Origin of the sequence: Flavobacterium branchiophilum NBRC 15030 = ATCC 35035 (assembly GCF_002217205.1) — a bacterium.
Taxonomy (GTDB): Bacteria; Bacteroidota; Bacteroidia; order Flavobacteriales; family Flavobacteriaceae; genus Flavobacterium; species Flavobacterium branchiophilum.
In genome coordinates this window covers 93115-119721 of sequence record NZ_MUGT01000027.1, presented here as the reverse complement: position 1 = coordinate 119721, position 26607 = coordinate 93115, and the positions used below count along the sequence as shown (strand labels likewise).

At 33.9% G+C, this 26607-nt stretch carries 20 protein-coding genes; 14 read left to right on the top strand and 6 right to left on the bottom strand.

The window, feature by feature from the left end; translation table 11 throughout:
* Positions 1-181: 181 nt before the first annotated feature.
* Positions 182-496, bottom strand: coding sequence for a transposase (locus B0A58_RS03960; RefSeq protein ID WP_014085259.1), 315 nt, complete (start codon positions 494-496; stop codon positions 182-184).
* Between the two features lie 562 nt (positions 497-1058).
* Here B0A58_RS03960 and tssD point away from each other — a divergent pair.
* From tssD to B0A58_RS17020, 13 genes are all read left to right on the top strand, one after another.
* Positions 1059-1454, top strand: a complete 396-nt coding sequence (tssD, locus tag B0A58_RS03955) for a type VI secretion system tube protein TssD (protein WP_089079976.1) — start codon at positions 1059-1061, stop codon at positions 1452-1454.
* 77 nt (positions 1455-1531) lie between these two features.
* Entirely contained in the window at positions 1532-2233 is a 702-nt protein-coding gene (locus B0A58_RS03950; protein WP_089079975.1) for a LysM peptidoglycan-binding domain-containing protein, read from the top strand.
* Between the two features lie 30 nt (positions 2234-2263).
* On the top strand, positions 2264-2680 hold the full coding sequence (locus B0A58_RS03945) for a hypothetical protein (RefSeq protein ID WP_089079974.1): 417 nt from the start codon (positions 2264-2266) through the stop codon (positions 2678-2680).
* A gap of 26 nt (positions 2681-2706) precedes the next feature.
* On the top strand, positions 2707-3216 hold the full coding sequence (locus B0A58_RS03940; protein ID WP_089079973.1) for a hypothetical protein: 510 nt from the start codon (positions 2707-2709) through the stop codon (positions 3214-3216).
* A gap of 109 nt (positions 3217-3325) precedes the next feature.
* Positions 3326-5092: a type VI secretion system Vgr family protein gene (locus B0A58_RS03935; protein ID WP_089079972.1), complete on the top strand. Its 1767-nt coding sequence runs from the start codon at positions 3326-3328 to the stop codon at positions 5090-5092.
* A 9-nt stretch (positions 5093-5101) separates the two neighbouring features.
* A complete protein-coding gene (locus tag B0A58_RS03930) occupies positions 5102-6451 on the top strand; it encodes a recombinase family protein (RefSeq protein WP_089079971.1) in 1350 nt (449 codons plus the stop codon).
* A gap of 3 nt (positions 6452-6454) precedes the next feature.
* A complete protein-coding gene (locus tag B0A58_RS03925) occupies positions 6455-10678 on the top strand; it encodes an RHS repeat-associated core domain-containing protein (protein WP_089079970.1) in 4224 nt (1407 codons plus the stop codon).
* Positions 10679-10689: 11 nt separating this feature from the next.
* Positions 10690-11292 carry a hypothetical protein gene (locus tag B0A58_RS03920; RefSeq protein WP_089079969.1) on the top strand — a complete coding sequence of 201 codons (603 nt, stop codon included), beginning with the start codon at positions 10690-10692 and terminating at the stop codon, positions 11290-11292.
* Positions 11293-11502: 210 nt separating this feature from the next.
* A complete protein-coding gene (locus B0A58_RS17030; protein ID WP_276528429.1) occupies positions 11503-12870 on the top strand; it encodes an RHS repeat domain-containing protein in 1368 nt (455 codons plus the stop codon).
* 1 nt (position 12871) lies between these two features.
* Positions 12872-13156 (top strand): hypothetical protein, encoded by a 285-nt coding sequence (locus B0A58_RS03910; protein WP_089079968.1) that lies wholly within the window; start codon positions 12872-12874, stop codon positions 13154-13156.
* A gap of 15 nt (positions 13157-13171) precedes the next feature.
* Complete coding sequence (locus tag B0A58_RS17025; RefSeq protein WP_317047312.1) at positions 13172-13822, top strand: RHS repeat domain-containing protein; 651 nt, start codon at positions 13172-13174, stop codon at positions 13820-13822.
* Between the two features lies 1 nt (position 13823).
* The gene (locus tag B0A58_RS03900; RefSeq protein WP_089079983.1) at positions 13824-14420 is read left to right on the top strand and encodes a hypothetical protein; all 597 of its coding nucleotides are present in this window, start codon (positions 13824-13826) and stop codon (positions 14418-14420) included.
* A gap of 21 nt (positions 14421-14441) precedes the next feature.
* On the top strand, positions 14442-15086 hold the full coding sequence (locus B0A58_RS17020) for an RHS repeat domain-containing protein (RefSeq protein WP_089079966.1): 645 nt from the start codon (positions 14442-14444) through the stop codon (positions 15084-15086).
* Between the two features lie 315 nt (positions 15087-15401).
* Here B0A58_RS17020 and B0A58_RS03890 read toward each other — a convergent pair whose 3' ends face one another.
* Positions 15402-17003 carry an Ig-like domain-containing protein gene (locus B0A58_RS03890; RefSeq protein ID WP_089079965.1) on the bottom strand — a complete coding sequence of 534 codons (1602 nt, stop codon included), beginning with the start codon at positions 17001-17003 and terminating at the stop codon, positions 15402-15404.
* A gap of 348 nt (positions 17004-17351) precedes the next feature.
* On the opposite strand from B0A58_RS03890, the gene B0A58_RS03885 reads away from it, so the two are divergent.
* Positions 17352-19310 (top strand): HpaII family restriction endonuclease, encoded by a 1959-nt coding sequence (locus B0A58_RS03885; protein WP_207758833.1) that lies wholly within the window; start codon positions 17352-17354, stop codon positions 19308-19310.
* A gap of 146 nt (positions 19311-19456) precedes the next feature.
* Here B0A58_RS03885 and B0A58_RS03880 read toward each other — a convergent pair whose 3' ends face one another.
* The 4 genes from B0A58_RS03880 to B0A58_RS03865 are packed head-to-tail and all read right to left on the bottom strand — an operon-like array spanning position 19457 to position 26473.
* Positions 19457-19972: a GNAT family N-acetyltransferase gene (locus tag B0A58_RS03880; RefSeq protein WP_089079964.1), complete on the bottom strand. Its 516-nt coding sequence runs from the start codon at positions 19970-19972 to the stop codon at positions 19457-19459.
* 1 nt (position 19973) lies between these two features.
* Positions 19974-21620 carry a hypothetical protein gene (locus B0A58_RS03875; RefSeq protein ID WP_089079963.1) on the bottom strand — a complete coding sequence of 549 codons (1647 nt, stop codon included), beginning with the start codon at positions 21618-21620 and terminating at the stop codon, positions 19974-19976.
* A 4-nt stretch (positions 21621-21624) separates the two neighbouring features.
* Positions 21625-24951: a WGR domain-containing protein gene (locus B0A58_RS03870; protein WP_133063067.1), complete on the bottom strand. Its 3327-nt coding sequence runs from the start codon at positions 24949-24951 to the stop codon at positions 21625-21627.
* Between the two features lie 10 nt (positions 24952-24961).
* Positions 24962-26473 carry a retron St85 family RNA-directed DNA polymerase gene (locus B0A58_RS03865; RefSeq protein ID WP_089079961.1) on the bottom strand — a complete coding sequence of 504 codons (1512 nt, stop codon included), beginning with the start codon at positions 26471-26473 and terminating at the stop codon, positions 24962-24964.
* Positions 26474-26607: the final 134 nt, after the last annotated feature.

Genomic DNA, 26607 nt, shown 5'->3' with positions numbered 1-26607 from the left:
AAAGCAATAATATCTGGGTTTAATATACTCTTTTTTATACCATCTGAATCAATGTAAATACTTGACAGACTAGGCTTTAAGCCTTGCTTGGTGCTTTTCGGCTTATAATAATATTGATGCTTACTGATTTTAGCTATTTGTAATGAAACACTTAGTTTTAAGCCTTGAAAAACATAGCTATTTACGAGTTTCTTTTTTTCTCCAAGGCAAATTTCTTTTTTAGGAGTTCATCTTTTAGTTTGCCCTCCAATTCCTTCTCGATAATAATTTCTTTCAAAGTCTTGTTTTCCTTTTCGAGTTCTCGAATTCGCTTGAGTTGATCAGGAGTCATGCCGTGGGCAAAACCTTCGGTTCCCATAGTCTCAAACTTCTTTTTCCATGAATAATAACTCGCCGGAAATACACTGTATTTCTCTAATGTAGGCTTTACGCCTTGTTCAGAAGCTTCTTTTATAATTTTTAGCTTCTCTTCTGTGGTAAATGTTCGCTTTTCCATCGTGCAAAATTATAGTTTTTAATTTATAATTCAGTTCGATTATTTAAGGGGCTGAAACACGATTTAGATAAAAAAATGAAGAGGATAAAAAAATATTACTTTTAAATTAAGCGACTTGACTAATTTTATAATTATAAAGACGATAAAAATAATGTTAAGGGAATAGACTTTTTAGTTAAAGACCACGAAAATTATTATCATCATGCTAATGGGCTATATATAAATAAAGTTCATTTTGATTGGATAGAAATATCAAAATACATATCGCCATCATATAAAAAGAGATTGTTTTAGGAGGAGATTTTAAACCTTTTTTACATAAAAAACATTACCTTAAAAATATCCTCTAAAATTTGGTAGTTCAAAATAAATTACTATATTTGACACATAATTGATTGCGAATCCTCCTCTTCTTCACAGAAGCTAATCAAAAAAAGGTATGAAAATACAAAAAAGAGGTATTCTAAATTCAATTTAGAGTACCTCTTTTTTGTTTTTCTAGTGAGCAAATGTGAAGGAGGTATTCAAAAAACGAATTATTTATAAACAATTTTAAATTATCATGGCATTCAAAGCACTATTAGAAATCGAAGGAAACGAGTACCAAGTATTATTCTCAAAAGTTGATATAACCCGTCACGTAGACGGAAAAGGCGCTGTTTCATCAGAAGTAAAAGGTGGTAGAGTTAATGTAAAAGTAAAGTCAACAGACAACACTACGATTATTGAACAAGCAGTAAACAGCCAACACAAACCTGTTTCAGGAAAAATCAAATACTTCAAAGCAGATTCTGAACAAGTAATGAAAGAATTGGCTTTTGAAAACGCATTTATTGTATTTTTTAGCGAAGTATTAGATGCCTTGGCAGAAACACCAATGACTACCGAAATTACTTTCTCGGCAGAGAAAATTACTTTAGGCAACGCAACTTTAGACAACAATTGGGCTAAAGTATAATGTTTTTCATAAATACAAAAAGCAGTTACTAGTGCTGCTTTTTGTATTTTTTAAATAAAAAACAAAATTATTAATGTATGGTATTTGAAGATGTAACTTTAAAACATGGAGAAACACTTTCACAAATCGCAAGTGATTATGGATATAATTCTTGGGATTGGAAGATAATTTGGGATCATCATATAAATTCTGATTTGAAAAACAAAAGGCAAAAACCAGAAAACCTATTAGTTGGTGACAAGATAATTATCCCTTTACCTTGGAAAATAATTAGTAAAAACATGTCGGTTTATCCAAATAATAGCAATCGGTTTGGAATTACCGTAAATAGAGATGGTGCCAAAGGTAACAAATTAAGATGGGTGCAAACGGTTTTTCAAGACAATCAGCCGATAGGATTTACCGATTCATTTTGTGCTGACGCATGTCCTGGTGATGATGATGACCCTTTTTATTATACAACAAATGAAATAAAAAATAATTCAAACTATAGAAAATCATTTTATGATGCACCATGGAGAGGTCCGCATCCATTAAGAACTACTGCTTGGAGGGCAGTCCTATCTATTTGTAGTGTTTCTGATTTGCAAGTATCAGTATTTGAATCAATAGTTTGGGGAGTTGATTTTGGGAAAAACGGTATAAATACAAAATACCCACCTAGAAAAGCAACACAGCAGGAGATTTCAGGTCATTTAAGACTACTAAAAATCGGTAAGGGAAAAACAAAAACATTTAAAGATGGAGGATGGACTTTTAGAGAAGCTCCAATTTATTAATATTTAATAGACTCTAACTAAAATTGAAAAATGAAATATTTGATAGCTTTTTTTATACTAATAACTTTCAGTTATTGCAATTCAAAAACTGAACAAATTGTTGTAATTAACCAAAATAATAAAGAATTTGAAACTGTAAAAATGGATACTATTAAAATGAATAAGGCAAAAGCTGTTATAAAAGCGAAAGCACTTAATACAGGTGTTGGAGATAAATATTTATATCAAAAAATTGAGGTTTTAGAAGTTATAAAAAACAACACTAACTTTATTTTTAAGGATACACTTATTGTGGCACATTATAGCTGGAAATTAGGTGTTCCTTTAGGAAAAGAATGCATTATCTACTTAACTCCATGGCCTTATGGAAGTGAGTCTTTAAATGAAGAAAAACAATGGATGTTACTTGATGGCGATGGAGAGTATGCCTGTGAGATTCAAAAATAAAGAAACTATCAATTAACAAAATAATTATGAAAACTAATTTTTCAATTATATCACTTTTTTTTATTATTGTTTTTACATCTTGTAATCAATTTAAAAACAAGGATAAATATGAAGATGATTTTTATAATAGATATTCAGGTTTAGATTATATACGATTGCCATTAATAAAACCTTTAGAAGCAATTAAATTGAAAGGTGAAAAACATTGGTCTTTAAATACGTCAAATAATCTCAATCCAATTGGAGTAACAGCGCCTATAGATTCTATAAATGTGGTGGATAAATATATTTTTGGGCATTGTATAAAATATCAAGATGAAGATTTAAAGGGATTCAAAACTCCAGAGCAATGGTTTACTATAGATACCGAAAAAAATACAATGACTTTTTTCAAAAAAGATTCGCAGATGTATAAATTTTTAAAAACAAAATCTATAAAAGATAAATTAATATTAGTAGATGTTTTAAAAAAAGGATTTAAAGATGATTATTATTTGCCTTGGCTAACAAATATCAAGCTAAAAAAAGAAAATTAAATTTAACCAATTCTAAATGAAACAATTTAATATAATAAATACAGAAAATAATAAATATCCTTCAAATTAAATTCTGTTATCAGATATAATAATACAAAAAACACCAACTATGAGTAAAACCACAATAACTTTCGGAATTGATACAAAAGAGATAAGCCATTTTACTTCTATAGAATTGCATCAAACCATCAACAACCACCATCAATTTAGCATTAGTGTGCCTCATTCGGTTATTGAAAAACCACGTGCCTATACAATCGAAAGCGCACAAGCTTGGCTTGGAAAAGTAGTGCATATTGCCCTTGATGACAAAAATAATTTTCTTGGTATTATTACCAACATTCAATTTGCTCAAGAAGACGACCATGTGGGCAACCAAATTATCATTACAGGTTTTTCAAAAACCATTTTATTAGAATCGGGCGAAAAATTATTCTCATGGAATGAATCTGTTCTTAAAGACATTGTAAAAGAAGTCATTCAAAATGGTGCAGGTTCACAACTGCAAAACGAAGTAGAACCCGAATATACTTCCAAGATGAACTACCAGTGTCAATACCTTGAAACCGATTTTCAGTTCATGCAACGTCTTGCCAAACAATACAACGAATGGTTCTATTATGATGGCGAAAAATTACATTTTGGAAAACCAAAAGATTTAGGCGAGTCTATAACTTTAGTCTATAACAAAGACCTTTCAAAACTCAACATAGCCATACAAGCTGTACCTAATAAATTTAGTGGTTTTACTTACAATGAAGAAACCGATAAAAAACACCTTGCCCAATCCAAAGATTCCGTTGCTGGTTTACCAAAACTAGGCAATGAAGCCTTTGCATCGTCTAAAGCCGTTTTTTCAACGCCAGCCTTTAGCTACGGAATGATTACCACAGGCGACGATATGGTGCTAGAAACCTATTTAAAAAAGAAACAAGAAGCAGCAGCTTCCAACACCAACTATATAACGGCTCATTCAAAAAACCCAAAATTAAGAATAGGAAGCCTTGTAACCATACAAGCAAGCATTCACGAAAGCGTAAAATTTGTTACCCAAGATGTTGGACAATACATCATTACCGAAATCACGCACCATGCCACACACTTGGGCGAGTATGAAAACAACTTTAGAGCCATACCAGCCAAAGTCCTTCGACTTCCCGAACCCGATGTAGCATTCCCGTTGGCTCAAATTCAACAAGCCAAAGTGATGAACAACACCGACCCTAAAAACAAAGGCAGAATTAAAGTACAAATGCTATGGCAAAGAGGACAACAACAAACCGACTGGATTCGTGTAATGACTCCAGATGCGGGAAGTAGCGACAAGGTTGGTAGTAATCGAGGTATGGTTTTCATTCCAGAAGTAGGCGACCATGTAATGCTCGGCTTCCGTTACAACGACCCAAACAGACCATTCGTTTTAGGAAGTGTTTTCCATGGCAAAAGTGGCGGCGGCGGTGGAAAAGCCAATAATAAAAAAAGTTTGACCACTCGTGGAGGAAGTACAGTTACACTTGATGAAGAAAAAAACACTGTAACTGTAAGTGATCCTAGTGGAAATGTAGTTACTTTAAATGGCGACGGAACAATAACCATAAGTGCACCAAATAAAATTGACATCAATTCTAAAGAAATTAATCTGAATGCGGAAGAAAAAGTAAATATCAATGGTATAAACGAAGTGAATGTCGAAAGTAAAAAAACAACTATTGTTGGCACAAATGAGGTTACCATAAAAAGCGATACCAAAATTACAGATGAAGCTCCAATGATAACAATTAAAGGAGAAAATACGATTACAGCAGAAGGTAAAATGGTGGACATCAATGGAACTGCTATGACTAATGTTAAAGGTGGAGTGGTAAACTTAAATTAATTGTAGAAAATGAATAACGAGCACAATCCAATAGCGGTAAGAATTGGAAACATCCAACAAATTTGGAACAAAACAAGAATAAATAACCCTAAAGCTAGGTTGTTTAACATGGTTTGTTATGCCGATGATTATCCTTTAGTGAATGGTTTTTTAAAACTAGAATGTTCACAATATGGAAAATCAAGCGATTCGTTTGTGGTGTTCTTTATTGATTTTGTAGATAAAAATAGTTTCTATTATACGCTAATTGAGCAATGGTTGCTTACTTTTGAAGATGACTTAAAAAAGCATCCCGACTGGAATTGGCAAGATTTCAAAACATTTCAAGAAGAATTTAAACAACTTAAAAGCAATAACACACAAGAACTTAAAAATTTCTATGTAAAAATACTAATGAGTTTTAAACTTTTTGAAGCCAGAAAAGATAATTTGTTGATTGTTGGTGTCATTATTAAAAATAGTTCTAGCCTAAAATTATTAAATGAAAGCCTAAGAGAATTATTCACTGTATTGCCCAATGATATTGGCATACTATTGCTCGAAACACAAAACAAGGCTATTCACAAAGAAATGATGGAAAGTATTGGAAAACTAGGACAAACCATCGAAATTCCAAACCAAAACATCAATAAGGCTTATAAAGAAATTGCTACACAAGGCAATCCGCACGATCCACAAGTACGCTACAGAAAATGTTTGTTTGAAATTGGCGAAGCGGCTAAAGATAAAAAACAAGAAAAAGTAAAAAAACTAGGAAACGAATTAATCGATATTAGTAAAAGTACTGGTGAATTGAGTTTTTGGGCGTCATCTCATCTCATTTATGCAAGCTTTTTATTTCAATTTAAAGACGAAAAAGAACGCATCCATCAATTATTGGATAAAGGAATTAAAATGATGCTTCCAGTATATAAAGAAAAGCAAGATTGTGCAGGCATACTCATGCAATTGTACACTTTTAAAGCATCACATTATAGCATGACCAACCAACTACAGCTTGCCATTGACTATTTTCTAAAACAAGTAGCCATTGCTAAAGAAGTAAATCAAGACATGCAAGTAATCAATGGGTACAACTATGCTTTGATGGCTGCAAAAAGGGAAGACAAACACCAATACAAAGACATTCTCGAAGAAGCCTTTCAATTTGGCTATGCCTTGCCCGATGAAACTTTAAAAATTATCAATTTTACTTTCATAGCCAACAGTTATTTAGAAAGTTATCCAAAAATTGATGACAAAGAAATTAAAGCCATTGCTAACCGAATGGAATCCATTTTTGGCTCCAATTGGAAAGACAATCCAAAACAAATTGCAAAAAAAATGCAAGAACAACTTCAACTATCTAATGCCAACTAAATTATGTTACTAACCGATAATCATTTAACCTGTGTAGTAGGTATAGATATACACTTTACTACATTGCCACCTTATAATCCATTTCATCCCTATATTGGAATTGTTATAGATCCTGCTGATTATATTCCTTTTATTGGAACAGATGTACATGTCAATGGCTTTAAAAGAGGAAACTCAGATACAGGAGGGATTATCATTCCGCTTGTGCACATTCCTTTATTTACACCGCCTTGGTTAATGACACCAATTATTGGCCATGAAAGCATGAACTTTTTTGCTTCTGAAAAAACATATTCCGATGGCACTCGATTGAGTCCCAAAGGATATATGTTGATGACTTGTAATGATATAGGTATTCCGCTATCGCTTTCTATCGGAAAAACAAAAATTGGAAAAAAGATGTTGCCTTTTGCACCCACTCTTTTTGCACCTACCTCATTTTCGCTTCCTATTCCAACAGGAAAACCTGTTATGGTCGGTGGACCTTATGTACCCGATTGGGCAGGAATGCTAACAGGGCTTTTAGCAAGTATCGGTTTTAGTACATTAATGAAGTTTGGTAAAAAGCTATTCAACAAACTTCTAAAAGGAGGAATAGGCCCAAATTGGCTTTCTAAATTACTTTGTAAATGTGGCTTCGAACCCGTAAACCTTGTAAACGGTGCCGTAATCTACGAAGGCTCCGATTTTGATTTCACTTCGCCAATACCGCTCAACTGGGAACGCCGTTGGTATTCCGACTCTGAATATATCGGTTGGTTGGGGCATGGCGTGCATTGTGCTTATGATCGTGCCGTAGAATTATTTCCCGAAGATGATGCACTTGGTTTACGAATGGATGATGGAAGAATTGTGGCTTTCCCTACCCTACAACCCAACGAAGAATTCTACCTCCGTCAAGAAAAAACAACGCTCAAAAGGACATCAAAAGGATATGAAGCCTACGACCATACCGCACAATTGTTTTATGTGTTTGAACAATTTGACGGCAATAAATACCAATTATCGCAAATAAAAAACCACTATAACCTTGCCATTACATTTACTTTTGCCAACAACCGCATCGTTAAAATCATTGATACCGCTGGCAGAGAAATTTTGGTTACCAATAACCGACAAGGGCAAATTGAACAACTACAACTTGTGGCACCAAAAGGTTTAGAAACATTGGTAAGCTATCAATATGACGACAATCAAAACCTCATTGCCATTGCCGATGCACTAGGAAACCCAACCGTTATGCAGTTTGAAAACCACCTGATGGTCAAGAAAACCGACCGCAACGGGCAAGCATTCTATTGGGAATACGACAAACAAAACCGTTGCATACACACTTGGGGCGATGATGGCTGGCAAGAAGGTTGGATTGAATATTTCCCTAACGAAGGCTACAACTTGGTAAAAGATGCCAATGGTGCCGTAACCACTTATTATTACACTCCAGACCAACTCATTACACAAATAAAAGACCCAATGGGCAACAGCGAATTTTTTGATTACACCGACTACATGGAGTTGTATAGAAAAATTGATCAAGAAGGCAGAATTACAGGGTTTACCTACGACAATTTTGGCAACAAAGTTTCCGTTACTTACCCTGACAATACCCAAGAAATTTTTGCCTATAACGAACACAACAAACTCGTGATTGCTGTTGACCCCGAAGGGCAAAAAACCGTGTATTTGTATGATAAAGAAAAACCCAACCAACTCAAAACCATTATAGACCCCGACAAGTCCACCACGTTTTTTTCTTATACCGATAATGGACAGATAGCAACCGTTGCCAAAAACAACAACCAACTCCAATTGGTGTATGACCAACAGCACAACCTGATGGAATGGCACGAAAACAACCAAAAAATAAGGAATTGGCGCTACAACCATCGTGGCAGAGTAATAGCCGAAGAATTTGTAAACCAAACGGGCAATTATTTTGAATATGACCTGCTAGACCGTTTAGAAAAAATAAGCCAAAATGATGGCAATAAAATACAATTGGCATACAACAACTATGATGAAGTAATTGCCCTAAAAGACGAAAAAAACAACATCAAGTTTGAATATACGCCCATGGGAAGCCTTGCCGTGCGGGAACAAAACGGCGTAAAAGTACGGTTTGCCTACGACAAGATGGAGCAGCTAAAAATGATACGCAACGAACACGGCGAAGCCTATAGCTTTAGCCGCAACAGAGCAGGACACATCATTAAAGAAACCGCTTTTGACGGCATAGAAAAACGCTACAAACGCAACCTTGCGGGCGAAGTATATAAAATAGAACGCCCAGGCAACAAATGGACCGAATATGAGCAAGATGCCCTAGGCAGAATTACCCGTGCCAACCACCACGACGGCAGTTGGGAACTCTACTCTTACAACAAAAACGGGCTACTGGTAGAAGCCACCAACCAAAACGTAAGCATCTACCTAGAGCGAGATGCCAACGGACGCGTGGTAAAAGAAACCCAAAAACAACACCTAGACAGCCCAGAAAATGCCATTACAATAACCAATACCTACAACCAGTTGGGGCAACGCACCAGCATAGAAACCTCTTTGGGCGGAAAAATAACCACCCAATACGACCACCTTGGCAACCTGCAACAGCTAGAAGCACAAAGTGCCGAACTATTAGAAAAACAACAAAGCTGGCAAACCACCATAAAACGCGACGATGCCGGGCGCGAAATAGAACGCTTTGTTACAGGAGGACTACGCACAGAAACCCGCTACACCAGCAGCGGAAAAATTGACCGACAAGATATATTTAGCAACAACCGCCGCACAGGCTACCGCAGCTACCACTGGACTACCAACAACCAGCTGAGTAGTGTGGCAACCCATATTACCCAAGACCCCACCGTATTTAACTACGACGAGTTTGGCAGCCTAGCCCTCGAAATAGTAAAATTTGATGTCTTTTACAAAACCCCCGATGCTGTGGGCAACCTTTACAAAAGCCGAGACCAAGACGACAGAAAATATGGCAAAGGAGGCAAACTGATAAAAGACGACAAGTATTTTTACCACTATGACGAGGAAGGCAATTTAATTTTAAAAAGCACCCGAGACATCACCAAACCGCTAGAAGTGCCCAAAGCTACCAATTTTATAGACCGCCTTTTTGGCCACACCGAAGAACAGAAAGACGAAATAGCCAACCACCAAAACTGGCAACAAGGCGACACGGCTTATACTTGGTTAGCTAATGGAATGCTTGCCAGCGTTACCAAAGAAGAAGGCACAACAGTAAAATTTGAGTACGATGCCCTAGGACGCAGAACTGCCAAGCTAATAATTCCCCCTTTGGGGGCTAGGGGGCTTATATATAGATACTTCTGGGATGGAAACGTTTTGCTTCACGAATGGCATTATAATTTAAAAGAAAGACCAAAACTTGTAATACAAAACGGAGATTTAGTTTATACGCACCCAGAGCCAACTCCCCCTTTGGGGGCTGGGGGGCTTGTTACTTGGGTGTACGAAGAAGGCTCTTTTGCCCCATGTGCAAAAATTGTAGGCGAAGAAAAATACAGCATCATAAACGACTACATCGGCAGACCTATACAATGTTATAATGAAAGCGGTAATATTGTTTGGGAAACTGATTATGATATTTACGGAAATTTACGTAACTTGCAAGGCGAACGTTCTTTTATACCATTTAGACAACTTGGGCAATACGAAGATGTAGAAACGGGGTTGTATTACAACAGGTTTAGGTACTACTCACCAGAGACTGGTGCTTATATTTCTCAAGACCCGATAGGGTTGGCAGGGAATAATCCTAACTTTTATGCGTATGTAAGTGATAGTAATAGTTGGGTGGATGTATTTGGATTGGATACTTCATCTGATGCCGCTATATTGAGATCAAATATGATAAGAGATGGTGTTGATGTTCCAAACTATGGTAATTCTGCCCATCATATTGTAATGTCAAATTCAACAGATGCAAATATGATAGCTTTAAGAACTAAAATGACAAATATGGGAATTGATATTAATAACTCTTCTAATGGGATTTTTTTACCGTCTAGTTCAAAAGTTAAAAATGATTTTAATCTTGATGCTCATGCTCATTCTAGAGTTCATACAAAAGAATATAAAAAGAATGTTTTTGAAAGATTGAAAGATATTACAGATGTTGATAAATTCAAAAATGAATTAGAAAAAATTGGGAAAGAACTGTCAGAAGGAACATTCAAAATAAAGTGTAAATAAATTTTATAATTATGAATTTAAAAGAAGAATTTGAATCATTTAAGAATCAATATGATTATTTGATTAATAAGGCTGAATTGGAAAAAACCAAAGTTGTTTTTTCTAAAGGAGAATTCTATGAAGATGCTCCATTTTCTTATCAAAGATTAGGATTTAATCAAGGAAATATCTATAAAGATGAAAGTAAGGTAAAATTTAATAAAAATCTTTATGTTTACTATTTTGATAAAAATGATAAGTTAATTTTGACTAAACAGGCAACATCTATACAAGATCAATTTTATTATACTTTTTTTATTTGGGAAAATAATGATTTGATATCTTCAATAAGGTATGATAATTTGAAATCTCTAATAAATTTAACTAAATATTTGTATGCTGATAACAAGTTAAATGAGACTTCTTTTCAAGCTAATAGAGGTTCTAGAATTGAGTTTTATATATATGAAAACAATAAATTAGTTAAGATAAATGGAGAATCATTTTCAAATACAGGAGAAAAACAAAATGAATATTCGGATTGCTTTACATATGATGAAGAAAATTTGACCACAATAGTTAGGCATTTTAGTAACGGTTACAAAGAACAGTTTTTCCCTAAAAAGATTAAATAATTAGTTTCATATATGCCTAGATCCGCAAAGAGTTCCTATGAAAAAGCTCCGCAAATGTCTATCTCTAGACTTTGCGGAATTTTTTAATAATTTGATTTAACGAGGGGTAAACTTATTAAGAAAGTATCAAATACAACAACGGAGATGCCAAATACAACAATATAAACACCAAATCCAATAAAAATATAGTAAACCCAAACCATATAAAAGTTGAAATTATTAATATCCATTTTAAGTTATTTATGTTGCTATGTTTTATCGGCAAACCCCACCGTATTTAACTACGACGAGTTTGGCAGCCTAGCCCTCGAAATAGTAAAATTTGATGTCTTTTACAAAACCCCCGATGCTGTGGGCAACCTTTACAAAAGCCGAGACCAAGACGACAGAAAATATGGCAAAGGAGGCAAACTGATAAAAGACGACAAGTATTTTTACCATAATGACGAGGAAGGTAATTTAATACTAAAAAGCACCCGCAACATCACCAAACCGCTCGAACTACCCAAAGCTACCAATTTTATAGACCGCCTTTTTGGCCACACCGAAGAACAGAAAGACCAAATAGCCAACCACCAAAACTGGCAACAAGGCGACACCGCCTATACTTGGTTAGCTAACGGAATGTTAGAAAGCGTACAAAACCCCAATGGCGAACTCATACGTTTTGAATACGATGCCCTAGGACGCAGAACTGCCAAGCTAATAATTCCCCCTTTGGGGGCTAGGGGGCTTATATATAGATACTTCTGGGATGGAAACGTTTTGCTTCACGAATGGCATTATAATTTAAAAGAAAGACCAAAACTCGTTATACAAAACGGAGATTTAGTTTATACGCACCCAGAGCCAACTCCCCCTTTGGGGGCTGGGGGGCTTGTTACTTGGGTGTACGAAGAAGGCTCTTTTGCTCCATGTGCAAAAATTGTAGGCGAAGAAAAATACAGCATTATAAACGACTACATCGGCAGACCTATACAATGTTATGATGAAAGCGGTAATATTGTTTGGGAAACCGATTACGATATTTACGGACAATTAAGAAACCTAAAAGGAGATAGAAATTTTGTACCTTTCCGCCAGTTAGGACAATATGAAGATGTAGAAACTGGGTTGTATTATAATAGGTTTAGGTATTATTCTCCTGAAAGTGGGATGTATATAAGCCAAGACCCGATTGGGTTGGCAGGTAATAATCCTAATTTTTATGCTTATGTTCACGACTCGAATAATTGGGTGGATGTTTTTGGGTTAATGGAATTATTTAGATCAATGTCTCGAGAAGAGTTTTTTGATATAAAAAATAATGGTTGGGATGGTAAAGGTAATATGTATTCTAAATGGTTTGCTGAAAGCTATGATGATGCTGTAAAATGGGGACATACAATGGGGCATGGAACCGATTCTAAATTTTATGTTGTAGGTTTTGAAATTGATGATGATATAGCTAAAAATGCTTTTATTGCGGGTGATAAACATGATGGAATTGGAAGAGCAAGGGCAATAGATGTTGATGATTTAAACAAAAAAGCAACATCGGTTATAAGTATTAATTCGCAAAGAGTAAAATGCAATTAATATGAAAGATGTTTTAATTGATTGGGACAGAAAGGTATTCGATGGACAAATCAGACACCTGCCAAATGCCTTAGAATTATATACTCAAATCTATAATATACAAGGGAATAGTTGGAGTTTAATATTCAAATTCGAGACTCCTCCATGTGAGCAAGGGTATGAAACTATTGGAAAGGTTGATTTTTTAGTTAGAGATTCACCTAAAAATATTTTAATAGATAATTTTGAATTCGATTTTTTGGATGGCAAAAAAATAATTGGTAAATGCAAAATAATTGATTGGTAAACGGCTAAATTTTCTATCATAAACGATTACATCGGCAGACCCATACAAGCCTACAACGAAGATGGCAAATTAATTTGGGAAACAGATTATGACATTTACGGACAATTGCGTAACTTGCACGGCGAAAGTTCTTTGATACCATTTAGGCAATTAGGGCAATATGAAGATGTAGAAACTGGGTTGTATTATAATAGGTTTAGGTATTATAACCCTGATAGTGGTTTGTATATTTCTCAAGACCCGATTGGGTTAAAAGGAGGTAACCCAAATTTTTATGGATATGTGTTTGATTCAAATTCTGAAGTAGATATTTTTGGGCTAGCAGGAATGCCTTGGCATCATTTAATACCTCAAGAGATGATGAAAAACCCTGATTTTATGAAACAATTAAACCAGATAACAAAAAATGCTAACAACTATATTAATAGACAAGGAGCATTCATTGAAGAAGGATTACATAAAGCTATTCATAAAGGAGCAGGTGGTGGAAAATGGAATGAAGCATTTAAACAATGGGCAAAAGATATGGATTATGATTTTACTAAAAAAGACATTCAAAACCAACTTAAAAAAATGATGAAAGATTTTAATATCCCTAAATCATCAAGAGATTTTGCTAGAAAATATAAACGAAAAACAAAGACTAAATTTAAATGTAAAGGTTAAAATGAAATATTTTATATTAAAAAATAAAGAGATGCCTTGGGGCGATTATGGAGATATATTATTCTCTGGATTGTTAACTGTAATGGATGAGAATTTTAATGATATTGAAATTCATAAAATTGAAAGAGTTGGAATTAATATTCCAGAGATTTATACAGCAAATTCTACGAATTTAGTAATAAGTCAAGATATTATGGGTTTAATCTCGGTTAATAAAATTAAAGGAGTAAAAAAGTATCACGATACTAAATTAATAAAAATTGTCAATTTAGATTGGGAAAATTGGGACTTTAAAGCTAATGATCCATTTATTTACCCAAAAAATGGAGAGCCTTATAACTATATTGAAGAAGGTTTACATGATGAAAATCTGAAAACACAAATAAAAAAAAAATATTATAGTTTAGATTTAGAAACACAACCAAGAGTTATTTTTAAAGATGAAATGAAGAAAATAAAAATATTAAATTATACTCCAAAATTTGATTTATTTAAAGCAGGAAAAGGATATATCATAGCATCAGAGAATTTTAAAAGATTAATAGAAATAAATAATATTGAAGATTTAGTGTTTATAAAAATAGATGTCGAATTATAAAAAGAAAGACCAAAACTTACCATTGACAACGAGGGTGAACTTTTATATAATACAAAAGAACCTATACAAGATTTAATAACATGGGTTTATGAAGAAGGCTCTTTTGCTCCTTGTGCTAAAATACAAAACGGAGAAAGATACAGCATCATCAATGATTACATTGGACGACCTATACAAGCCTACAATGACCAAGGAAACCTTATTTGGGAAACGGACTATGACATTTACGGAAACTTGCGTAACTTGCGTGGCGAACGTTCTTTTATACCTTTCCGCCAGCTTGGGCAATATGAAGATGTAGAGACTGGTTTGTACTATAATAGGTTTCGTTACTACAACCCTGATAGTGGTTTGTATATTTCTCAAGACCCGATTGGGTTAAAAGGAGGTAACCCAAATTTTTATTCATATACCAAGAACAGTAATTATTTAGTTGATCTATTTGGATTAGATCCTTTAGGAACAGGAGCTCCGCTCAAGAATGGGTTCTTATTTTATAAAAACGAATTATCGCTTTGGACAATTTATCATAAAAATGTTGATGCAATAATGGCACATGTACATCTGGGTATTTTGGCTTACTGGCTTGTAAATACGATAAGATATCAACTCAAACAGCAAAAAAGTCATCACAACTTTATGGTCAAAATAATGATGATGAAATGATTTAGATGAGACGATACAAAGAAGCAAAAGTAAAAGAATTTTATGCCAAGCTAAAATATAAAATTACCCCTTCACAAAACGAAAATCTGTAGTGCACAAATCGGGACTCAAAAAAACTGAAACCCAATGTTTATGGAAAACAGACGATGGTTTGCTGCAAGTTGGGTTAAGTTATTATTGTAAGAAAAAATGATTTTATTTTGATGCCTATTTAGTCTGCTTTTGTTGCACTTTACCAATAAAAGGCAACTCATACATCACGTAAAATAGGGTGTTTTAATAGGTCGCTTCTACTCTATTAATCCAAATGGAGCTTTATTTTTCGCCTTGATTCAAATCAAAAACTTGCTCTACGTCCCAGTTTTCTCGGATATCAATTAGTTTTGGAAAATAAATGACTTCTTCAGATTGTGTTTTATTTAAAAAATGGCCAGCATCCCATTCTCTATTCCGATTGTCGTCATAAATGAGTCTCAACGTATATTTTGCAGGATCTATCAAATTGAACTCCAAACGGTTGTCTTTGTCTGAATAAGCCGTGTATTTTACTGCTCCACTGTCGTCTGTAAGCGACACCATAACAGGAAATCGATGGACGTTTTGCAAAATTAAGCTCAAATTTCCATAATCCGACGTGTTTTGTGTTGTAACTTTAAAAGAAGATTTGCTGTTGTTTTTGTCAAATAAATCTGTAATGGCCCCTGGTTCTAACCAAAGGGTGTATTTTTCGAGAGGTTCTTTTTTAAACACAAATTTAAGTTCTTGCTGCCATTCGTCATATTCTGTTTTGAATGAAACTTGGGTAGAGTCTTTATTAATAAGCTTCATCTTAGACACATCAAACTTTTTTATTGGTGTACTTGATCGAAGCACTAAATCGTCTCTAAACGACAAACTGCCTTTTTGCAGCGATTCTAGGTTTAGAGTATCTCTTTTTTCGGGTTTTATACGGATTTTAAACGATGTTTTGTACGATTCTTTTTCGTAAGAAATCCACAAACTATCTGTTTTTATGGGCTGATGCCAAATTAGTAACGAATCTTTTTGTGGCATTTTTGTTACCACAATGGGAATCGTGTGGTCTCGGTTTTTCAGTGTAAACTGTCCTCCTTTGGGCATTCCTTCATAAGGCACCAAGAGGCTATTGCCCGACTGTTGTTTGGGTTTTGCTATTTTCAATGGCCTTTTTTCTTTAAACAATTCTAACTCAAACACCGTGTCGTTTGGAATAGTAATGGGTTTAGTCTGGAATCCTATTTTTTCATCAGCTGGATCAAATTTATTATTGTTATTTTTGTCTTTTAACGCAATTAACAAATATTTTCCTTTTTTTAAATGATCAAAAGTAAATGTTTTTAAACTATCCAATGTATTGGTAATATACAACGGACTTTTTTTATAAATCACAGAATCGGTATATTTTGAATTGATTTCATACAACATAATCGATACAAAGTTGGTTACTTTTCGGTCAAAAGCATCTTTGATTGTCCCCTTCAATTGTAAGGAATCCAAATAACTTCCTGTCGAAAAAACATATTTGAATTGTTGTATGGGGTTGTTTTCATTGTTGTCCTGAATGCTTTGTCCAAAATTAAAACTATACGTTGTATTGGGTTTTAACGTGTCTTTTATATTGATAGTCAATTCTTTACTGGCTGTTGATGGCAATATTTCAGGCAAATGGTCAAGCGGTGGCGACACAATGAGCTGTTTGTTCAAATCTTTTGTTCTTACATATTCGTCAAAAGTTAGGGTTATTAATCCACCTTTGTAATTGGTACTGCCGTTTTTTGGAAAACTCATTTTCAAAATTGGGGCAATCGTGTCTTTTGCACCGCCTGTAATAGTGCCTCTTTTGGCACAACTTCCCAATATGAATACTACAAATAAGGCTATTAACGAACGTTGTAACATTTGATTTTTATTTTTTTAATGAAAATACAAAATAACAACTAATTTTTTGTAATCAAAATTTTTTATTGAAATATTAGCATTTTTATAACGGTCTATAAATTATTTGTAGCATGCAAATTGTATAGTCCAAAAAACATAATATGCTTAAATTCAAATCATAAAATGTAAAAATTAGGATTCGATTAGTAAATTTTAAACATTTTCAGAACTAATAAAAGCAAACGAAAATGAAAATAATAAGATTCAAAAGATATTTTCTAAAAACAAGAAGTTATTTCAGCAAACAAAGAAAACATGATTTTAAGGAAAAAAGTGTAACTTTACGGCATAATTTAATTGACAATTATAATGAAGAGTGAATTTACATTTATTGACTTATTTGCAGGAATTGGAGGTTTTCATTTAGCTTTACATAGACTTGGGGGGACATGCGTTTTTGCTTCTGAAATAGATGATTTTGCAAGACAGACTTACGAAGCAAACTACAAAAAAATAAGCCCAAAATTGTTTGAGAACAATTTGTTTAATAAGGATATTAGAACAATTACTCCAAAAAACTTACCCGACTTTGATATTCTATGTGCAGGTTTTCCTTGCCAACCATTTAGCCAAGCAGGGCAAAAACGTGGCTTTGAAGATAACCATAATTCAGAAAGAGGAAATTTATTTTTTAACATAGCTGAAATATTAGAGGTAAAAAAACCTAAAGCTTTTTTTCTTGAGAATGTTAGAGGACTTATAACACATGACGAAGGAAAAACTTTTAAAATAATTAGAAATATACTAGAAGACGAGTTAGGATATTCATTTTATTTCAAAATTGTTCAAGCATCAGATTACGGACTTCCACAATTACGTCCAAGAGCATTTATAGTTGGTTTTAGAGACGAAGATTTTATGAAAAGTTTCAACTTTCCGTCTCCAGTACCATTAAAATACAATATGAGTGATGTTTGGGGCGGCAATTGTACAAGAGAAATTGGATTTACAATTAGAATTGGCGGTAGAGGTTCAAATATTGATGACAGAAGAAATTGGGATAATTACATTGTTGATGGCAAATTAAGGCGATTATCATATATAGAAGCCAAAAAGATGCAAGGTTTTCCAGATGATTTTATTTTTCCAGTTACACCTGCACAAGCCATTAAACAGCTTGGTAATAGTGTTGCCGTAGATGCAATTGAAGCAGTTGCAAAAAACATTTTAGAACACTTAAATAATCTAACTCCTAAAAAAACGAATTTAAAATCAACTAAGAATAAAGGTGAATGGACAGAGTTACTTGTTTTTATTAAATTATTATTAGATAAAAAATTATCCTTGTCAGATGAAAAGTTGAATGCAAATACAAATTCATTAAAAATAAATAAAATTACAACACATAATTTAGATTATGATTTTTTACTTTCCAATCTTTCAACTATTACGGTAAAAAATAAAGTAAATAATAGTGAAAAAAATGTGACTATTTCTGAAATTATTAATACTGATGTCATTAAACTTCTCGTATCAAAAATAAAAGATAATTCCCAAACATTTGAAATACCAGAATTTAATATTATCCAAGATACCTTAGGTTTTAATGTTATAAAGGGAGGAAATAGCAATCAAAAAGCAGACATCTTATTAGATATTGAAAATTTATATATTCAAAAAGAAAATGAAGGTTTTGGAATAAAATCTTACCTAGGAAGTAAACCAACATTGTTAAACGCATCAGGAAACACAAATTTTATTTTTAAAATAAATGGACTAAACAAAACATATATTGACGAAATCAATGCCATTGACACACCGACAAAACTAAAAGATAGATTAAACAAAATTGAAGAATTAGGAGGGAATTTTCAATATATTGGTGCTGAAAGAGATACAATGGATTTTAATTTACGTATGGTCGATAGTGAGATGCCTACATTAATTGGACAACTTTTGCTTTGTTTTTATAAAGAAAGAACTTCTTCTTTAGTTGATATTTGCAATAATTTATTGGAAAATACAAATGATATTGACAAAAAAACGCTACTAATAACGAAAATCAAAAAATTATTAGTTGATATACTATTAGGCTTTTTTGCAGGTACTAAATGGAATGGTTCGTACGAAGCAAACGGTACAATTGTAATGAAAAACAATGGAGATTGTGTAGGTTTTCATATCATAGAATTGGACAACTTAAAAAATTATCTTTTTGAAAACATTAAATTAGACACTCCTTCAACAACAAGGCATCGATTTGGAAAATTATATTTAGAAAAAGATGGTGAATTATATTTTAAACTAAATCTACAATTAAGGTTTTAATTTGTTTTCTAAAAACAATAAATATTTAAATACCGTTTTCCTACGCTAAAATTAAAATTTGTATATGTAAAATTCATTACGTGATCAATATTTACATTTAGTAAACAACATCTAAATATTTTACACTATTTTTATTACAAAAACCATCATACTAATTCTTTTCGCATCAAATAATCGGTTTGAACTTCGTTGCCCATTGTAAAGGGATGTTTGTCAAAAATTTTGAAGCCATTTTTTTCATAAAACCGTATGGCTTTAGTATTAAATTCCCAAACACCTAGCCAAATGTATTGGGCCTTGTGTTGTATTGCTACGGCCACGGTTTGGTCCATCAAGCGTTGGGCAACTTGCTGTCCGTGATAGCTTTTCAAAACATAAATCCGTTGCAGTTCCATGCCTAAATTATCGTTTGGTTCTGTTTGAGCCGTTGCAAAATTACATTTGATAAAACCAATCATTTTTTGATTGTCAAAAGCTATATAAAATAACGAATTGGGGTTGCTCCACTCCGTAAACAATTGGTCTGGTGTAAAATGTGATGCTAAATAGGCATTCAAATTTTCAGTAGTATTATTCGATTCAAAAGTGTCCGAAAAAATGTTAATTGCCAACTGGCACAATGTTTCCAAATCATTGGAAGTTGCAGGAAGTATGCTTATCATATCAAAAGGTTAAAGGTTGTTGTGCCGCCATTCGTACAGCAATCAAATGTTCGCAAGGGCCTTTTTTTAATCCATTGTTCATATAAAAATGACACTGACATTCGCCCGAAATCAATCGTTGGTCTTTGTCTATTACAGCATTGACTTTGTAAGTATAATTTTTTATTTTTATAACACCTTGCAATTCTAATTCGTTATTTTTTATATTTTTAGATACCTTAATCGATTCATTTTCAATAATATGATTGGCTTTTTGCTCTTGTTCTGATGCAAATCTGAAATGCTCAAAATTCAAAGGCTCTTGTGTTAGTTCTCGCAATCGATACACACCCAAATTCATGTCATACATTACCCTGCCTGCCTGTGTATAGGCCGTTAGAGCTGCAGCTACGGTTGCCGATTCAAGTTGTAAGTGCTTTGCTAAGTCGGTTGTGGTTGCAAACCAATTTTGTTTGAGACTTTCAAAAACTGTATTGCGAATATTTGCCGAAACATGGCCTCGAGGAGCCATCAAATCAAAATTTCCTGCCTTGCTCCAATCGTTGTTGGTCCATCCCGAAAGGCCTAATGTAAAAGTCATGTCGCCCAAATCGGCCATAAAAAAAGACGGCAACCCATTGCCCATCAAACTGACTTTAAATCGTTTGGCAATTGGTATCAAGCGTTCCAAAATGTGTAGCCTCCTACGACCCCAAATCCGAATGGTTTTGGATGTATCGCCCTGATACACCGATCTATGAAAAGTAATCGTTTCAAACCAAGGTTCAAAAACCACTTGTATAGGTTGCCCTGGTTCTAGTACAAATCGCATAGCCCGAGGGCCTTTTGTTTCACGAAATCTTCGCAAATACTGACAAATACCATGTATATCCATGGGATGCAAATAAAAACTAGTGGTTGGCAAAGTCATGGCTGCACTTACCTGCAAAAAACCTCTTACCCAAGAGTCGGGCAAATCTATTTTCATTTCCTTAAAAACATTTTCGTTGGTAGTTTGAGCCTCAAATCCAGAGGGATCTATTTTGAAAATAGTTTCTTTGTAATCTCTTATTTTTTGAAATTCATGATACAAATTTTCAGAATAATCTATATTGGTTGTACCACATTTAAAATCTTCAATATCGTCAAACACATTGTAATTGGCACTCAATTTACCATAACTTGATTCGTCTTGACTAAAACATTCAAAAAACACTTCGTCTGGATGTACCGTTATCACAGGATCCAGTACAAACCATGCGTCTTTATCATTGCGATACAAATAATCAAAATACTGTTGTTTTGCTTTATTAAAAGGTCCTAGTAAGCGGTCTCTATCTTTATAAATTTCTGATAATCGATGCTTTACTTGTTGAATATTTTTTCGAATTTCTTCTATTTGATATTCTGCCATAAAATCACTCAACCAAAGTTTTTCTTGCCCCACAACCCATTCTTTATAAGCCGTTCGGTCTTTTGGTTTATACCTCAAATCCGATACCACCACATCGTGCAGAGCCGAAATGGCCTCTCTGAAAGGATTTTTTTTATTTAATTTACCTACAAAAAAAGTAGGATCCCGTTCCAAATCTGGAGCAAAAGCCATGTTTGTTTGCGAATTGGTGTTGTCTATTTGCGAGCTTTTAGAAAATTTATAATTAAATTCCATATCATTATATTATTTGTAAATGAATAGCTAGTTTTGGATAGCGTTTTTTCAAATCTGAAAGCAAGTCAATACACGTTGCTTTGTCTTGTATGCTTGAGGTAGCCGAAACTTCGTCTAAAATAGTGGCTACAATGGTGGCTACATCCTCCGAAAGGGTAGCTTTTTGATACAAAAGTTGGTAAATTCTATTTTTGGCAGCCCTCGATTGATTGACTTTTGTTAAAACCGATTTAAAATAATAGGCCATCGCTTGCCAACTTTTGGGGCTATCGTCTAAATATGTTTCTAATAGTTGTGTTACAAACAATTGAATATTACGGCTTGGATGTTGGCTTAATTGATACAAATAAGTTGGGGCATCTTTTTGATCAAAAAACAAGCTAATAAGCTCTTTACCAAATAGTTCCACATCTGGACGAACGGCATCTACTATGCCAATAAGGCATGCTGCATCCCAGTCTGTGGCAGTAAAATGGGTCCTGAAATAGTCAAATGCAAACTGCCTACTGTCTTGCCACGAAGCGTCCAAAATAGTAAGTGCAACCTTTTTTTCTTGCTTGATTCTATGGGTGTGTTGTTTGTAATATTGCCAAACCCATTTTCTAACGTCTAAAAATTCATGACTTGCCAAGGCCACAATTTGCTTCATGCTAAAAGCATCAAAATCCAATCGCTTTTGCAAAAGTTCAAATCCTAACAAGGCATTTTCTTTATGATAGGCCAATAACAATTTGATGATCCATTTTGTATGTAAATTATTGATAATCAAAACATCAGCAGATTTTATAAAAGTTCTAAATATAGAATACGCCCCTTCAAAATGTTCTTTTGAAACCAATAGCCAAATGGTTTTTTCTACCCATCGAAGTTGAATATCTTGGTTATTTCGGTCGATGTTTTGAAGTTCAAATAACGATTCAACCACTTCTTGATGAGCAGATTCAAATAGATGTAAAAAAGCCGTCCAATTTTGGGTCAATGTGCTGCTTTCATATTGCCTTAACAGCTCCAAACCATTGGACCTAATTCGGATTTCGTCATTTTGCAATAACAACTGAATGATTCCAATAGGAAGGTCGTTGGCCTGTGTTATTTTTGATTTGGCCATTAAAATTTCGCTAGCCAACAAGGTATTATTTTCCAATTCGGACACCAATAATTGAGAAATGATTTCCCAACTAATACCCGACATTTTTTCGTAAGCCATCATTTTGAGCCTGTCGGTTACTATAATAGCCCTTTGGTTGTGGTCGTCATTGTTTTCAAAACCCATAAGTGCCACAACGGCTTTTCCTAAAATGGCCTCTTTTTGTACCTCGGTCAATCGACTGTTGTGTATCAACTCGTGTATAAATTGGTTCAAATTAGATTTGGTATTGAATATAACGGTTAGCCAAAAATCGATGTGATTTGTAAAAAAAGACTGTTGATTCAGAATCATCTTTTGAGCCAACAGTTGGGCTTTTTCCGATTTTACATCCAATATTTTGCCAACCAATACAGCATCTGTACCAATGTTTTGTTGGTTGTGTTCAAGCACTTCAAAGCCCATTTCTTGTGCTTTTTCAAATGGTCTGTCCAATAAAATAAGCATCAACGAAGTATCTATTTTGGATATAAATTCGTGGTATTGAACATTATTTTTAATGTTTTGATATGCAAAATCTACAATTAAATTCATATTGGCTTGGGCCAAAAGTTGCAAATATGCCTCAGGAAAGGCCTCCCACAAATGAGGAAACATGGCCAAACTTTGGGGTTTTTTAGGTGCTTCATCAGTAGGTTTTGATACTATTAACGAGGGTTCTGGTGTTTTAGTCTTGTCAAAAATTGTTTTGATAGTACTAAATACACTTTCAAAAACTGATGCTTTTTTTTGCGATGCATCTGTGGCTCCTTGTTCTGTTGTTCCATTTGGTGCAACAACAGTAGCTTTCTGGATATTGAAATAATAATCTTTGCTCGAATAAACGGTTTTTTTTGTATAAAACTGACATTTCTTATCCATAATTCTATTAGTATCATTGCCAAATAATATATAGGTCAATAAATAAGAATGAGAACACTCTGGATAGTCCACCATGGTATAATAATAGCGGCCTTTGTCATAATTGTAAGTACCGTAATCACTTAACAATTTAGATTTTGACGGGGTATAATCTGATTCTTCAAAATGCAATAACACATTCACTGCAAATTTTAAATAATCTGCCGCTACGTTTTGCATCCCTAAATTTTTCAAAAAATACACACTGTCTTTCTGAAAAAAGTATTTGGTAAACTGAGAAAAACCAATTTGACAGTTGGCATTTTTATACTCTTTATGCAAGTTTATACTAGAATCTAAAGCATCAATATACTGTTGGGTTTGATACGCATTAGGGTCCAAACTTGCCGTTCGAAAATACATAGGTTGCTGTTTTTCAAAACAATAAAACAGCAACGACAAGATGTGGTAATCTTTTTTAAATTTGGCCAATTTAAAAATGGCTCTAATACTTTTAAAATAAGGTGGTTTGAAAGGAATTGTGCTTAATATTTTTTTAAAAACAGGTACAAATGACTGATAATCAGTAGATAATAAATACAATATGGGCAACTCTTTTGCAGGCATTTCTTTTGCAATAGTATGAGTATAATATTGTTCTATCATAGTATATTGCCCGTCGTCTATGTGGTCTTTGATGGTATCGGGCAATAATTCCATCAAACTGTCAATGGTTTTTTGATGCTCGGTTGGATCTGAAAGTTGCAATAAAGCCTCAAAACTCAAATATCTAATATAGTCTTTTTGGCGGTTGCCGTGTGCCATACTTTCAAACAGTGGTATAGCATTTTGAGCCTTTAGGGTCATCAAGGCATATAACGAAGCGTACAACTGCATTTCATCGCCTTTTGTAGCTATTTTCAAAATATAAGGTACTGCTTCTGTAATGTTTAGCATTGCAGCTTTCCATATTACTCGTGAGGTTTTCCATACGGTTTTAAAAGAGTTTTGGCCTGCTGCTGCATCTTCCAATCGTTTTAAAATCCTACTTTTGGGAGTAGCTTCATTAGTGTTGGACAGTGTTGGCAATGCTACAAACACCTCTACTTCAGACTGGTAGCCTTTTTTTCGTTTTTCGTTTTCCAATGCTGCAAAAATGTCCAATGCCTTTTGATGGTTTACAAATTCGGGCGTTTTGGTCCCTTCTTTCAAAGCGGCACCACGTCTGCCGTATCTAAAATTGACAACATAAGCCGTTGGATTGATTTCGCATAAATCTATTTCATAAACTTTATCTGATTTGCCTTCAAAGAAAAATAATTTTACTTGTTTTATTAATTTCATCTTGTTTGCTTTAAAATAAGTTCCACCAATCTGTTTGTTTGTCGGTTGTAGCTTTTGAAATTGTTTTTTCAACAATTGGAGCTTCGGGAGTAGCCGCTTTTGATACTTGCATTATTTTACTTTCAATAATTGGTCGGCCGTGTTTGGCAATAATGTTCAAAAGAGTTTGGTGAAATTTGGCCCCTTTTGCTGCATCAACCATTTTTACAAATTGAATATAACCTTCAACAGCATTGATCAAATGTATGGCTTTGCCCCAAGTTTGGTTTTGCCAACCATTTTGATCAATATTATGCAACAAAGCCCTAAATTGTCGGAGTCTTTTTCTGTCGATATTTAGCTTTTTATTTACAACGACACCTGTAACTTTTTGTTGATTTGACGGTCTCATAATCGATGTTTTATCGTTATTTACTTCAAAATCTTCAGATTTGATCGTTTTTTTGACAAAACACAAAAATTTACCCATATATTGCGCTGCTTCTTCGTTTCCTGAAAAAGTCAAATCATCGGCATATCGTGTATAGGTAAAACCATATTTTGAGGCCAGTCCATGCAAACGTTTGTCTAGTTTATAAGCGATCAAATTACTAATGGCGGGGCTTGCTGGCGAGCCTTGTGGCAAATAGCGTGGCCCTTTTTGAACATAATACGTTTCGCCATCTATTTGGATTTTTTCTATATCGCACGTTGTACAAGCCAACGCCAATAAGGTTGCCATTGATTCCGAATATCCAAAAATTCGAAACAAACCTTTGACCCTTTTGTATGAAATAGAAGGAAAAAAGTCTTTCAAATCTAAATTCAAAACCACATTTTTTTGCACATGTTGGTTTGCATTGCTCACAATAGAACGGTTTTGAACAAATCCATGAACCATAGGGGCTACAACAATTTTATTCAAAATATGTTCTAAAATCCAAAGTTGAAATGCTTTTAACTTGGTTTTTGGTGCAGTAATTTTTCGGGTGCCACCTGATTTTTTTGGAATTTCAAATACATGATAGTGTGTTGATTTGGATACTTTTCTGTTGTATGCCAAATATTTTAGGGTTGGCAAATCAAATCCAGATTGCACAGAAAAATCATAGATGTTTTCAAAAAAATCTAAATTAAATTTTGAAAGAAGTATGGGGTTATGTTGCTCATTTTGCAATCCTTTTGACACAGATTCGCCCAAATAAATCATTTGTTTTTGATTGACTTGCAGCCATTTTTCTGATTTCTCAATGATTTTCTGAGCCCGTTTTTGTTTATTAATGTCCCGTTTTTGCTTAGACTCCTGCATGCGTTGTTTTCGCATCGCCCTCAACATGGCTTCCTGATCGCTGTACTTTTTGTCCTGTGCCAGCAATTGATTCAATGTTTTTTGCAGTGCGGTTTCTTCGGCAATCAATTGTTCTGGCACCGATGGTATTTCAGAATTTTCCCAAAATCCAATTCTTTTCATCTCTTCTAGTATGTAACTATCTTTTGAAGAGGATTTTATCCTGTCATAAATTTGTTGTCTTGTCAATGCCACAATCGTATTTTTTAAAAATCAATAATTAAAAAAAAATCCCTATTTATAATTTACTTACAAATAGGGATAAGAGCGTAACCTTCGTATTTACTAAGGACTATATCTATCAACTCCAGAGAAAGAGTACTATACGT

Bases quoted from the DNA above. Each gene is read 5' to 3' on its own strand.
- B0A58_RS03960 (WP_014085259.1), bottom strand. From the start codon at position 496: ATGGAAAAGCGAACATTTACCACAGAAGAGAAGCTAAAAATTATAAAA.
- tssD (WP_089079976.1), top strand. From the start codon at position 1,059: ATGGCATTCAAAGCACTATTAGAAATCGAAGGAAACGAGTACCAAGTA.
- B0A58_RS03950 (WP_089079975.1), top strand. From the start codon at position 1,532: ATGGTATTTGAAGATGTAACTTTAAAACATGGAGAAACACTTTCACAA.
- B0A58_RS03945 (WP_089079974.1), top strand. From the start codon at position 2,264: ATGAAATATTTGATAGCTTTTTTTATACTAATAACTTTCAGTTATTGC.
- B0A58_RS03940 (WP_089079973.1), top strand. From the start codon at position 2,707: ATGAAAACTAATTTTTCAATTATATCACTTTTTTTTATTATTGTTTTT.
- B0A58_RS03935 (WP_089079972.1), top strand. From the start codon at position 3,326: ATGAGTAAAACCACAATAACTTTCGGAATTGATACAAAAGAGATAAGC.
- B0A58_RS03930 (WP_089079971.1), top strand. From the start codon at position 5,102: ATGAATAACGAGCACAATCCAATAGCGGTAAGAATTGGAAACATCCAA.
- B0A58_RS03925 (WP_089079970.1), top strand. From the start codon at position 6,455: ATGTTACTAACCGATAATCATTTAACCTGTGTAGTAGGTATAGATATA.
- B0A58_RS03920 (WP_089079969.1), top strand. From the start codon at position 10,690: ATGAATTTAAAAGAAGAATTTGAATCATTTAAGAATCAATATGATTAT.
- B0A58_RS03910 (WP_089079968.1), top strand. From the start codon at position 12,872: ATGAAAGATGTTTTAATTGATTGGGACAGAAAGGTATTCGATGGACAA.
- B0A58_RS03900 (WP_089079983.1), top strand. From the start codon at position 13,824: ATGAAATATTTTATATTAAAAAATAAAGAGATGCCTTGGGGCGATTAT.
- B0A58_RS03890 (WP_089079965.1), bottom strand. From the start codon at position 17,003: ATGTTACAACGTTCGTTAATAGCCTTATTTGTAGTATTCATATTGGGA.
- B0A58_RS03885 (WP_207758833.1), top strand. From the start codon at position 17,352: ATGAAGAGTGAATTTACATTTATTGACTTATTTGCAGGAATTGGAGGT.
- B0A58_RS03880 (WP_089079964.1), bottom strand. From the start codon at position 19,972: ATGATAAGCATACTTCCTGCAACTTCCAATGATTTGGAAACATTGTGC.
- B0A58_RS03875 (WP_089079963.1), bottom strand. From the start codon at position 21,620: ATGGAATTTAATTATAAATTTTCTAAAAGCTCGCAAATAGACAACACC.
- B0A58_RS03870 (WP_133063067.1), bottom strand. From the start codon at position 24,951: ATGAAATTAATAAAACAAGTAAAATTATTTTTCTTTGAAGGCAAATCA.